Consider the following 11,353-nt stretch of genomic DNA (forward strand, 5'->3'; position numbering starts at 1 on the left):
CTATGTGGATTATAGAATAATAATCATTGGAATAGTTATAGCATTGGTTTTAATTCCGCTATACTATTTTCCTAATTAATTTAGTATTTATCTCTTCCTTCATTCTTGGTTTTCATAAGTTCTAGAACCGGCTGCATATCACTTGGTGCTTCTATCTTTAAAGAATCTACTGCTCTGGCTGCTGAATTTAAAAGTTCCCTATCTGCTTTTCTATCTAAATAATCAGATACTGCATTTATTAATCCATCGGTGGAAAGTTTAAATTTCGTTCCTTCCTTAGTTGAATATTCTAGTCCACCACCATTAATAAAAAGAATAAATAATCCAAAAAAGAACAATCTTTGATTTGTTTTCGATGAAAGACGTAAAGCACCAGGAGATTCCATCTGTACTTTCATGACGATACGGTCATCAGGACTAATACCCTCGCCGTATTGAGGATATAGTCTACAGAAGCCATCCACCAAATAATCTATAGCCTTTAAATCAAAGAAATCATCGAATGTAACTTCATCTTTTGTTCGGATATTCAGAACCATATGCATAGTATCGTCCTTCACATAAAAGTCATTGATTACACTATCTACGTATGGTGCATAGCTTGTAACATCGGACAATATATGTCTGGAATTAAACATCAGCTGCAATGAAGGCGGAAGTTTTCCTCTTCGGCATGAAAGCTTCCAATTGATTTTTCTCCTCTTAAAGAATCCGCACTTATGTTCGCTGTCTATATTCGGATTCGTATCCTCGTATACATCACTTTCAACGGTACCAATAGCAACATGTGTGGCTCCACTGGAAGGTATAATAACAATATCACCACGCTTGATATCCCTTGTGAATCTTAACAGCTGAGAAGTAGGGTATGCTATATTTCTAAGTTCTACACGTATTTTCTTTATTTTTTCCTTTAATTGTTCTTTAGCTAAATTTTCATTTGCCGGTAACGAGTTTATCACATCCAAAGAAATGTCATTATAGCCAACAGCTATGTATCCATTTCTCAAAAAATCCCCATAATAACTACCACTCATAGTACGAACCATCCAATACTTTGTATCCTGGTTCAAGGCCTTTAAATCTGAAAATAAGTTTACAAAATTCATTGTAATTTGTTTTAATGGATTTATTTACAAAATTACACTATAATTTTAACAGAGTGTAATTTTTAGACTAAATTTTGTACTATAATTGATAGTTTTTCGTGATTTGAACAGATGAACAAAGGTTGATATATTTGAAAAGTGGCTTATTTTTATTAAAACCTTGGCATGGTAGAAAATTAAAGACAGCCACACGGACTGTCTTTAGGATAAAAAATTAGATTTACTTATCGAATGTAAGCATGCTGAATTAAACAATTGACAAAATTCTCTACTGTATCAGTAGAAATATCAACTCCATGCAGTTCCCGGTATCTGCGAGCAAAGTTCTGCATGAATTCCTGATTGGTACACTCACTGTCGAAACGGCTGCCTTCACGTAGCTTGGTTACGAAATCTTCTGGGCTGGTGGCGGTAATTATACCACCATCCAGCAGGTTATAAGTTTTTATCATCTGGCTAATTTTTTGGTTCTAAGTTTGTAAAAAAGTTTCTGTTTCTCATCAAGGAATGGAATGTTCTCAAGGCTGGTATTAGCTGCTATTCCGCTTTTCGCAAAGGTAATCAATCCGTTCAAAAAGCGTACCCAATTTTCCATCTTTGTGAAGTTTGTGGTACCGGAATGCTGTCGGAATTCAACTGTTCTGTGTCTTGCGTAGGCTTCGAGGTTAACCTTGCGATATCGGTTGTTACCGAAAGCTGCTCGTAGGTCATTTATGTTTTGTGCAGCCTGAATATCTGCAGCCGAAATGGAACTCAAGCCTTTGCAATAATAGTTCTGCCTTCTTGATTGTGGCATGAAGGAATCAATTACCCTTTCAAGGTGTTTGTAACTCAAGGCGAGGTTTTTCCATGTCTGAAGGTCGAAATCGGCTGCATCCATGTGGATGTGCAATCCGCAACTGTCGTTTACCTTTACATCGCAATACTCGAGTACCCAACAAACCTTTTCGAGTTCTTTCAATCCGGCTTCACCCTCAAGAACCGGGCTTACAAGTTCGAAAGTATTGTTTCCGGTAAGGCTTGAATCTGTGACCAGTTTCCAATGGTTGCGAGTGGTGTGGTTGTATCCTTCAACTGCTACATCGATGCCGGCTGATCTAAGTTCGCTTGCAAGCTTTTCTCTGGTGCAATTGTATGCCTCAATCTCGATGCCGAACTTACGTGTGAAGGTGTAATCAAGCTGAATGCTTGCCGGAATGGTCTGAACGGTGCGTGAAAGCATCTTCTTATATACGTTCTGTACAAAACCGTAATTTCCGTTTGTTACCAGGTCGGCCACCTGACGTCGTGTAAGTCCTAACTGAAGAAGTTGTTCTATTTTTCTTGTCTTTGTTGTAGTCTGCGATAATATTGCTGTAATCTGTTCATTCATAATGCTTTACCTTTATTATTGTACTGCTAAGGTAACACTATAAACTCACATAAAGTAATAGTACTTGCTTTATTATCAGGGAGTTAGCTTTGTTTAGTACAATAGGTAATTACAGCAAAATCTTGATACAGAAACTTATTATTCTCCCCAATTCATTACATCAATGAATTCAAGATTGTTATATTGTTTCAAATATGACAATCTATTATTGGTTAGTTTTTTTAGTTGCCAAATTAAATCATCATACGCTTCTGCTCCATAATGATAAAAAGTAAAATTCTTCTTTTTGCAATCAGGCATTGTTTGCGCCTTAAAGAAATCATCAAAATACGAATGATCTGTTTCTCCCAATGAATAACCGAAAAAAGTAAAATTCTCCGCATTTTCAAAGATTGAGATCAATCCATCTATACGCTGATTTGTATTATGAGATTTATAAAGGAATACATGTTCCTTGGCCACTTCAACGCTATCCTCTATACCAAAAACAATATTATCATCAGACAAACAGCCATGTATATGACTTATAATATAGTTCTTTTTTAATGATGAAAAACAATAATCATGTATTCGTTCAATTATATCAGTATAGTTGAAAGTTAATATAAATGTATCTTCTCTACTATTAAAAAATTGCGTTATAATATGAAATGCAGCCTTATTTTCAAGGTTTATATGGCGATTTATAGCGAATTTCAAATAATTTTTCAATGAAAAGCAAATATCATAATAATCCTTTTTTAAACATTTCACTAATTCTTCCTTTCCTACTGCAGGACTAAATGTATTTCCTATTCTAAAGAACAATTGTACTGAATAATTGTATAATTCCTTTTCTATATCTACCCAATTTGAAGTTTTCGAACATCTATCCAGATAGTTTGCCAAACAATTATTACCCAACAGTTTCTTGAATTCCCCACTGTCCAAATAATTTGCATACGAAGTTTTTAGACCAAGATTCAAATCAAATCCATTACCTACTATTAATACATCTTTATAATCCATAATGCTTTGCTTCATAGTTATATCAATTTATTTCACAAAAATAATAATATATGTCGAAACCGCTTCGGTAGTGGATTATAATGTCAATAATATTGCAAATATTGGTGACTAACAGAAATTATATTAATCACCACGACCATAAATTATAATTAATTGTTACAGCCAGAACAGGAGTAAAGCCACTCTTTCCAATACCATATCCGGCAGACAGACCTATCCCCCAGCGTTTGGGCTTACTTACAATATCACGATAAATGTATCGTGTTTCGTATATCGTCTTAGGATATACTCTGAGTTCATCAAGCCTTGGTGCAACACCACTTATCTTAGCATAGTAATTGCTATCCTGATATTCTTTATATTCACGCAGATGCATACAAGTGTCCGTTTTTATTGTGTCGGTATGATCTATCCATGCAAGATATGGGAATGGAGACAGTATATACTGTGTATCAATCTTGACTTTTGTGACAACAATAGGGTCACTCACTATTGTATCATAGTTTATCGGTTTGTCCGGTAAAGAAGAATGGCTGCACCAGCCTAAACCAAAAGCCAGAGCAGCCAGTATTATGTAAAGCAGATTCTTCATAATTCTATCTTATAAGAGTTCCCATCCTGCAATTACATCTTCCATCACAGCCGGAACTCCGTTCTCTACCTGAGAAATAGCTGCTGCAAAAGCACACATAGTGTCCTTATCCTCGATGTCCGGAATAAACGTAGAAGGGACCTGCATTTCAGAGCAAACTCTAGTAATATATCCACGTGTGTTATTTTCAACAGGTGGTGCCCATCGGTTAATGAAATCTGCTATGGTTCTGCAGTTATGTATCTTCCGGTAGTTCTGAAGGGTACGAAGTAATGCACGGTATCCCCAGCGCATTTCGGTAAACTGAAAGAAACTTTTGTCAGTCTGTTCTGCACGTAATCCTTGCCATTTATCCTTGGTAACACGGATGTTTCCCGGATTATTATTACGTAATCCTCTTGGTAAATTTGTCATATAAACCTTCTTTTAAAAAATTAATAATCACTTGGTGGTTGTCTCTTTTCGCAGTTTTTGACATCACACCGCCTAACCTCTAGCTTCAGTTTCTCTATCTCAAGAGCTGTATTCTTTTCCATGAGTTCACGTATGCGAAGCCTATCCTCATTCTTCTCTGCATAGAGTTGGTCTATTTTGGCATCCTGCTCTATGACTTTCTTCTCTTTCTTTTCATACAGTTCCTTCCATTCTGCAGCATACGAGGAGATGGTATCAGCCTCGGCTTTGCTGGCATCAGCTTCAGCCTTCACTGCAATGGCAGCTTCCCTTTTGGTCTCATGACGTCTGTTCAGCCACCATTTAAGCAGACTTTTAATTCCCTCGATGCCGCCAAGAGCTGTTATTAGTATAACCCAATCGTTCAACTCCATCAGTCAGCACCTGTTATATGTTCATCACTCCATTTCTTTGCCATCCATCCAAGGATGATTCCAGCAGTGAATGCTCCTGTTGATACAATGCTTGCCCAAAATGGGACATACTGGTAGTAGGCCAATAATCCGATAATTACAGCCACTACAATAACGAAAACAATTAATCTCTTCTTCATAATCAATGTATATTTAAAATTTAGATTTATGTTGCAGCACGAAGTTAGCCTATTGTAGCTATCGTGCATAGGACATACTTAGTTCCTTGAGTTTGAACCAATCGGATGCTGCAGCATCGAACATGAGTGTCCATCCGATAGAGTTCAGTTCCTTGGATTCGAAGGGTACTATGCTGTGTTTCCTTGAGAGCATATCAAGCCATGAGCATTGATCCTTGTATGCAAGCATGTAGGCCCTGACATGATTGAGAAGGTCAAGGGTATTATCGCTTATAAGGACTTCCTCAATTATGTCTGCCGAATTGGATACCTTCATTGCTACGGTGACTGCAAGCCGCTGGGTGTCCTCAATGGAATTATTAGAGTTACGGTCAGAAGAGAACTCTCCAAAATCTACGAAAAGGTATGTTCCCGGAACTTTGTCCACCCTGCGTTTTACGGCCTCTAAGCTCTGACCAAAAACAAGGGATTTAATATCCGGAAGTACCGGTTCCGGTAATTGACGGATGTATTCCTGAAGTTCAGTATAGCCGGGTAATTTACTACGGCCATTGGAGAAGATATCTTCAACTCCATCACGATCCGGAATAGCTGCAAAGAATTTCAATAAATCGATTATTATCATAATAGTATCTGTTTGATGATTGATAATGGTAGTCCGGTTTCAGCTTCGATATCTACAAGTTCCATCTTGGCGGCCTTCAGGGAACGGACACTTTCAATTACTTTCTTACGAAGTATAACCAGGTACTGCAGTAAGCCCATACGTTCTACTTGAGTAACATCGCCATAGCCATCGGATGATAGATTGTAGAGGGATTCCAATGCTCCGGTGGATATGGCTGAATTCTTGGTTTCACGGCCTGCAGTAAGGATGCTGTATCTGGTTTTAGTAAAAAGGAAGTTTACGAATGCCTGAAAATTCAGCGATATCGCATATAGTTCATCACGGGGAACGGACTTAAAGGTGGCTGCAAGAGAATGAGCTGATTCAGAACTATACGGATATGGATGATAGAGGATGGCTGCAAGCAAAGGCAGCATCTTTTCTCCCTGGCCGATAAGCTGTCGTGCTTCGATGAACTGCAAGGCTGTGAGTGACGTACTCAAGGTGTCGAAACTCGTGGATATGGTGTACCCTGTATAATGCTTGCCATTGACACTCAGGTACGGCATAAACTGACGGCAAAAGCATAAATCAAGGGTAAACTTATAATCAAGCCTGGAAAGAACTTTTGCCAACGTGACTCCATGCAGTCTTTCAGGTGGGATTCTTTTGCACAACTGGTAAGTGTACTCATCAAGCCCTTGCAATGCTTCGTCATTATTTGGATAAGAGATACGAAACATGAAGGTCACCTGTTCTGCAAGCATTACCAGGTTAGCGAATGCATCTTCATCTTTTATCTTCTTATAATTCCAACCGAAATACCGGCATATATAGTTAATGCGTACCATGGCAGGAGAAAGCTTACCTTCGGACATCAGCATAAGGTCTCTGACTAATTGCAGGTAATCATAATCATCTCTTATCAGTTCCCATCGGTTTGGGATCTGATATGTCAGGTCGGCAACCTGAATTCGGATATAGTCGTCCAACAGGCTCATGGCATTAAATAGAATTTATCTGAAGGCTGGAGATAAGATTCTTCGGTACTGACATTTCCGCCTTCCGTGTTAGACAATATGATATCTATATCCTTGAGCAATTGGTCGGCTTCGCTTTTCAGTTGTTCCGATAATGTAAGGATTCTATTTTGCTCGTCACCACCGGAACGAGACGCTGTTGAATCATAAAATAGGCTACGGATCGTCGAAGGAAACTCGATGATATCGAACTGACGTAATGATTTTGCAACGGTGTACATGGCAAGGCATCGGTCAAGCTTTCTGTATATGCTTTCCTTGCTGTCGTCATCGTCCGGAACACGGGAATAATAACCATTCATGTAATCCTCTAATGCTTCACGCTGGAATGGGATAATGCGGAAAAAGAAGAGATACGAACCGTCTATAGGATATAGTTCATCGAAATCAGGAGCTGTCTTAATACGCAATGATGACAGGATTTTTTTATATCGTGTTTCTTTCCAGGCTTCAATCTGTGAGCTTTCAAGTTCCTGGACAAGACTGTCCATGGCATTATAGTAGTTCTCGATAAAAGCTCTTTGCATTGATTCCTGCTCATGCTTGTATATATCTATCTCTTGTTTGCGACGATTAATGGCATCGAATACCACTTGCTTGGCAAGAGTAAGATTGGCTACAGCGGTTCGAAGTTCTTCAAATACTGCACCATTACCGGCTTGGATAATTGCCTTATACACGTCTGGAGTAATTATAACACATACTTGTTTCTTGGCAGATTTTGCGCTGCTACCAAGGTCGGAAAATGATATGTTACTATCCATGAATGGCACATACTCTCTTAATGTGGCCACATCGGTAAATAATTCTTCTAATATCATGGTTGCTGATTGTTTAAGCGGTTTGACGGTGACAATTCTTCCTGGCGAGCTGGAACTTCACGGTAGAATCCGATTCTGTATCCTTGCTCGTACAGATGTGGAAAATTGACCTTAATTGCCCAGTTGAATGGTTCACAACATATCTCATCTTCCGGATTTAGCTGCATAAGGTATATTAAGTAATTATAATATGAATCAGATCCGGATTTACTTATAACACCATCCTTGCTGACTGAAGATATGGAAGAATCAAGACCTACTGAAGACAAGAGAACTTCGTCTGCTCGCTTATCGTATGCAATAAGGGATTCGATGTACTCCTTATATTTCAGATCTAAAGTTTGAAACTGCCATTCCTCGATTCCATTGGCAGACTTAAAACTATATGTAGCATAGGTTTTTCCCTGATTATCTGCTCCGGAAAGAAAATTGGTTACCTCACGAAGTTTCAGGCTTATGTATTGAATTAAAAAAGCTTCCTCGAAATCTGTACCTATTTCAATGCCTGCGAAGCTATGTAAAGCGAGATTCTTTTGTTTACGTCTCTTATTGTCCTCGCATAATCTCTGGATTTGTGTTCGTTTACTTTGTACCCATGCATCCGGGATGATGATGTGAACTTTAGCTGCCAGAGCATTATTGAGGAATGAATTAATATACCTTGCTATAGCATTACTGCCCTTGATATATTCCCTTGTACCTTCGTGGGTTTCGTTTTGTCCATAAAATTCATTTACAGACTTCTCACGATGATGACTGATAGCTGCGAAATTATACCTGCTTACATCGGTTAGCCTAAACTTCGGATATATACGAAAGCTACTTGATATACCGTATGCGAATCGGCCTACTGCTACGGCAGTAAAATCCCTGTCTGTAACAAGTGAATATGCAACATCCTGTTTAAGTGTGGCAAGCCGGCAATGATTGTTTTCCATAGCCTCTATTCCGGCAATGGGCAATACACCAGGAATAATGTCTTTACCAACTGAGAATCTGAATTTACAGAAGAAATCACGAAAATAATAGAAGTTCTTAATACAAGCCTTAGCAAAATCTTTAGGTCCCTGAACAATACCGTTATCCTCCCAGCTATCAAGCCATGCCTTAATCTCAGGAACTTCCTGCCAGATCCGTTTAATCTTTCCATCAACAAGGCCCATCTTATATACAGCAGGACCATTACCATACAGCATATCGCACTGCTTAGTGATAAGCCTTGGCAGTAATCTGTTCTTCTTGATATCACTTGCAACCTCAAGACATTTAAGGTCATTCCATCCTCTGCTGAGTATATGATATCCGTTAATACTCATCCAATGTGGCTGCTCAGTCAGGTTAAGCAAAGAGGATGGTAATTGGAAATCGGAATCGAGTGCCGGCATAGAAGCCTGTGTCCCTAATTGAAAGGAACATGATGTGCCTTCGTTGATATACACACCAAAATTCCCGTACATATCCATCTGTTCGTTCATAACCAGTTTATTTTATGTAGTTTATATCCATCGTTCGGAAAGGCCATGTACCGGATGAGTATCCTATAACACATTCGTGGTTCGCCATTCCCATCATTAAACAAAAACAAGTTCTCACCATCAACACTGAATTTTTCTTGAGGTAATTGAGTACGCCATTTGCAACCTTCCTTAACTGTCAACTTATCACTAGCCATACCTCTATTCCTGGAACAAGGAAAGAAGGCTACTGTAAAGTGACCATCCGGGAGCTTAGATATTTCCTTAGCCCATTGCATCGCAATAGGACCGGAGATTGTAGTGGAATCTTCTATCGTTTTCATACCCAAATTTATGTCGCAAAATGGGGTACAGAAAGGACCAAATCATATTTCCAAGATTTTCGGATTTTTACCGGGCATACGGAAATCTTAGCGGGGCGTGTTGGTCAGAGTGATGTGAAAATTTCGTTTGTTTCTAGCCGGTACGGCTAGAAGCTGAATGTCAAATAAATACACATTCATACGATGACAAACGATATAAACTATTACTTTAATTTAGAGAATTATATTTCAAAAAATCAGCTTGTTACGACATTATCCAATAAATTATCGGGATAATTTGATAGTTCGGACTTAATTGAGTCACCATACTTGCCATACAAAAGATATATGAGAGCTGAAGGTATCTGAGTAGTTAAACCTGCCTGACGTTTCAACGGAACTTTTTTCTCGCTTGTTTTGTCGAGTTCTATCTTGCCGTTGGTTTTCTTCAATGGAGAGAGAGGAATAGCACTCACAAGGTTCGGACATTCGTTTTCATCGATTAGAAGCTCCGGTAATACGTTGCTCCTGCCTGACATTATCATTGCCATAAGTTTGAACTGCTGCCAGTGATAGATAGTTCCCTGCCCTTCATTCATCAGGTCAACGGTAAAACCATAGCTTTCGAGTTCCTTACGCATGGCACGGGCATCCGTTCCTACCTGCTCGAGTTCCTCACGTGTCTTATTGCCGGCTCGGTCAGGATACAACACGATGTGCTTACTCAGAGAATCGGAGCCAAAGAACTCCCATATCTGCCGGGCAAGTTCCGGCTGCTCGTCCGGATAACAGCAATAAAACTCTTTTATAATACGGAACTGACGGCCATAGTTTTTTTCCTGACCGACAACTATGCTTGAGAAGTGTCCGGGGTCGTATCCAAGATACAGAGTGTCCCGCTTATTGAAATGCTTGAGATACCTGGCTGTCAAGATGAAGTGTTCTTTCAAATCTAACTTCAAAATACTATTATAGATATAACTATCTGAAAAGCAATGTTTTGCTTTATCAAAGTTTACGAAAAACTTATTGACTACAGCCTTTCTGCGAACGGCACAAATCGCTGTCAGGAATTCGTCAACATCGAGTGTTTCCATCTGTGTTTTGAAAAATTTCGGTCCCAGAATATCCTTATTAGCAAAGGAACTGGCTCTGATATACAATGTTGCATTGCGTCGCATATCTGCCAATCGTGGCTGCCAAATAGCCAATCGCCTTTCGGCTTTCTCTATATCGAGGCGCAATTTCTCAAGAGTGACGGGATTAGTGGTGTGCTTTTGCTTGAATATGCTGTCATGCTTGGTAAAAAGTGCTTCGTTTACATGGAGTGCAACAGTAATGATTTCGTTGATAAGCTGGCGGTTCACATTATCCTCGTAAGATTCGAACCAGTCATCCTCATTTAAGTCAACTCTGGCAGTATCTGATACACCTGTCCATCCCTGATAATATGGTGACCGTCGTATTTCTGCCGATGAACCACGCAATGAAGGGAAAAGTCGTGTCTTGAGCTTCTCACCGTCATTGTGTTTCATTTCCTCGACGAAGGCATGCACACCACTCTGACCGGCTACAGATTCAGGCTGGTCTGAACTTACCAGCTGGAAGTGATGGCCGTTGCGGAATACGATTGCATGCTTGGGATAAGATATCGGTCGTCTGGGTAATCGGAAATGAGTAGGCAGTTTGTTTTCTCCGGCTACGTAATCTATGCCTTCCTGAAGCATCGGACGGACGTGGCCATTGACCGTAACCTGCTTGGCAAATGATGCCTGTATGTTTGGCCAGACGTTTGTGAGCAATGCAACGTAAGTTTTATGGACGACGAAACTACACTCGCCAGGCATAGAATCGCCTACCCTTATCATACGGTTGGTTGTGACTTCAGTGGTCTTACCTACGGCTCTGGCACCTTCCACGATAAGAGTGTTAGGATCTACGATGTTGGCAAGAAGCTGCATTCTGTTCATGTAAGAGCGTTCTATCTCGGCTGCTACTTTATCAAGTTCTTCATTTTCCAT

14 protein-coding genes are annotated in these 11,353 nt (G+C 39.5%); all 14 read right to left on the reverse strand.

Features of this window, described 5'->3' with window-relative positions; translation table 11 throughout:
* Positions 1-80: 80 nt before the first annotated feature.
* Positions 81-1,109: a hypothetical protein gene (locus Q0486_RS09320; RefSeq protein ID WP_299232332.1), complete on the reverse strand. Its 1,029-nt coding sequence runs from the start codon at positions 1,107-1,109 to the stop codon at positions 81-83.
* A 224-nt stretch (positions 1,110-1,333) separates the two neighbouring features.
* Complete coding sequence (locus Q0486_RS09325) at positions 1,334-1,561, reverse strand: hypothetical protein (protein ID WP_299232334.1); 228 nt, start codon at positions 1,559-1,561, stop codon at positions 1,334-1,336.
* Positions 1,558-2,481: an amidoligase family protein gene (locus Q0486_RS09330; protein WP_299232335.1), complete on the reverse strand. Its 924-nt coding sequence runs from the start codon at positions 2,479-2,481 to the stop codon at positions 1,558-1,560. The genes Q0486_RS09325 and Q0486_RS09330 overlap by 4 nt, the downstream gene beginning before the upstream one ends.
* Before the next feature lie 138 nt (positions 2,482-2,619).
* The gene (locus tag Q0486_RS09335; protein WP_299232336.1) at positions 2,620-3,504 is read right to left on the reverse strand and encodes an AbiH family protein; all 885 of its coding nucleotides are present in this window, start codon (positions 3,502-3,504) and stop codon (positions 2,620-2,622) included.
* A gap of 112 nt (positions 3,505-3,616) precedes the next feature.
* On the reverse strand, positions 3,617-4,081 hold the full coding sequence (locus Q0486_RS09340) for a DUF6808 domain-containing protein (RefSeq protein WP_299232337.1): 465 nt from the start codon (positions 4,079-4,081) through the stop codon (positions 3,617-3,619).
* Positions 4,082-4,090: 9 nt separating this feature from the next.
* A complete protein-coding gene (locus Q0486_RS09345) occupies positions 4,091-4,495 on the reverse strand; it encodes a structural protein P5 (RefSeq protein ID WP_299232339.1) in 405 nt (134 codons plus the stop codon).
* A 20-nt stretch (positions 4,496-4,515) separates the two neighbouring features.
* On the reverse strand, positions 4,516-4,908 hold the full coding sequence (locus Q0486_RS09350; RefSeq protein ID WP_204446365.1) for a hypothetical protein: 393 nt from the start codon (positions 4,906-4,908) through the stop codon (positions 4,516-4,518).
* A complete protein-coding gene (locus Q0486_RS09355; protein WP_299232342.1) occupies positions 4,908-5,087 on the reverse strand; it encodes a hypothetical protein in 180 nt (59 codons plus the stop codon). Before Q0486_RS09355 ends, Q0486_RS09350 begins: the two co-directional genes overlap by 1 nt.
* Before the next feature lie 58 nt (positions 5,088-5,145).
* Positions 5,146-5,712 carry a hypothetical protein gene (locus tag Q0486_RS09360; RefSeq protein ID WP_299232344.1) on the reverse strand — a complete coding sequence of 189 codons (567 nt, stop codon included), beginning with the start codon at positions 5,710-5,712 and terminating at the stop codon, positions 5,146-5,148.
* Complete coding sequence (locus Q0486_RS09365; RefSeq protein WP_299232346.1) at positions 5,709-6,695, reverse strand: hypothetical protein; 987 nt, start codon at positions 6,693-6,695, stop codon at positions 5,709-5,711. The genes Q0486_RS09360 and Q0486_RS09365 overlap by 4 nt, the downstream gene beginning before the upstream one ends.
* Positions 6,692-7,555 (reverse strand): hypothetical protein, encoded by an 864-nt coding sequence (locus tag Q0486_RS09370; RefSeq protein ID WP_299232348.1) that lies wholly within the window; start codon positions 7,553-7,555, stop codon positions 6,692-6,694. Before Q0486_RS09370 ends, Q0486_RS09365 begins: the two co-directional genes overlap by 4 nt.
* A complete protein-coding gene (locus Q0486_RS09375; protein ID WP_299232350.1) occupies positions 7,552-9,030 on the reverse strand; it encodes a hypothetical protein in 1,479 nt (492 codons plus the stop codon). Before Q0486_RS09375 ends, Q0486_RS09370 begins: the two co-directional genes overlap by 4 nt.
* A complete protein-coding gene (locus Q0486_RS09380; RefSeq protein ID WP_289074471.1) occupies positions 9,027-9,353 on the reverse strand; it encodes a hypothetical protein in 327 nt (108 codons plus the stop codon). The genes Q0486_RS09375 and Q0486_RS09380 overlap by 4 nt, the downstream gene beginning before the upstream one ends.
* 236 nt (positions 9,354-9,589) lie before the next feature.
* The gene (locus tag Q0486_RS09385) at positions 9,590-11,353 is read right to left on the reverse strand and encodes a hypothetical protein (RefSeq protein ID WP_299232351.1); all 1,764 of its coding nucleotides are present in this window, start codon (positions 11,351-11,353) and stop codon (positions 9,590-9,592) included.

This window comes from uncultured Bacteroides sp. (genome assembly GCF_937912035.1).
Taxonomy (GTDB): Bacteria; Bacteroidota; Bacteroidia; order Bacteroidales; family Bacteroidaceae; genus Phocaeicola.

What these genes read in the sequence shown, in the direction of transcription:
- Q0486_RS09320 (WP_299232332.1), bottom strand. Translation starts at nt 1,109, where the DNA reads ATGAATTTTGTAAACTTATTTTCAGATTTAAAGGCCTTGAACCAGGAT.
- Q0486_RS09325 (WP_299232334.1), bottom strand. Translation starts at nt 1,561, where the DNA reads ATGATAAAAACTTATAACCTGCTGGATGGTGGTATAATTACCGCCACC.
- Q0486_RS09330 (WP_299232335.1), bottom strand. Translation starts at nt 2,481, where the DNA reads ATGAATGAACAGATTACAGCAATATTATCGCAGACTACAACAAAGACA.
- Q0486_RS09335 (WP_299232336.1), bottom strand. Translation starts at nt 3,504, where the DNA reads ATGAAGCAAAGCATTATGGATTATAAAGATGTATTAATAGTAGGTAAT.
- Q0486_RS09340 (WP_299232337.1), bottom strand. Translation starts at nt 4,081, where the DNA reads ATGAAGAATCTGCTTTACATAATACTGGCTGCTCTGGCTTTTGGTTTA.
- Q0486_RS09345 (WP_299232339.1), bottom strand. Translation starts at nt 4,495, where the DNA reads ATGACAAATTTACCAAGAGGATTACGTAATAATAATCCGGGAAACATC.
- Q0486_RS09350 (WP_204446365.1), bottom strand. Translation starts at nt 4,908, where the DNA reads ATGGAGTTGAACGATTGGGTTATACTAATAACAGCTCTTGGCGGCATC.
- Q0486_RS09355 (WP_299232342.1), bottom strand. Translation starts at nt 5,087, where the DNA reads ATGAAGAAGAGATTAATTGTTTTCGTTATTGTAGTGGCTGTAATTATC.
- Q0486_RS09360 (WP_299232344.1), bottom strand. Translation starts at nt 5,712, where the DNA reads ATGATAATAATCGATTTATTGAAATTCTTTGCAGCTATTCCGGATCGT.
- Q0486_RS09365 (WP_299232346.1), bottom strand. Translation starts at nt 6,695, where the DNA reads ATGAGCCTGTTGGACGACTATATCCGAATTCAGGTTGCCGACCTGACA.
- Q0486_RS09370 (WP_299232348.1), bottom strand. Translation starts at nt 7,555, where the DNA reads ATGATATTAGAAGAATTATTTACCGATGTGGCCACATTAAGAGAGTAT.
- Q0486_RS09375 (WP_299232350.1), bottom strand. Translation starts at nt 9,030, where the DNA reads ATGAACGAACAGATGGATATGTACGGGAATTTTGGTGTGTATATCAAC.
- Q0486_RS09380 (WP_289074471.1), bottom strand. Translation starts at nt 9,353, where the DNA reads ATGAAAACGATAGAAGATTCCACTACAATCTCCGGTCCTATTGCGATG.
- Q0486_RS09385 (WP_299232351.1), bottom strand. Translation starts at nt 11,353, where the DNA reads ATGGAAAATGAAGAACTTGATAAAGTAGCAGCCGAGATAGAACGCTCT.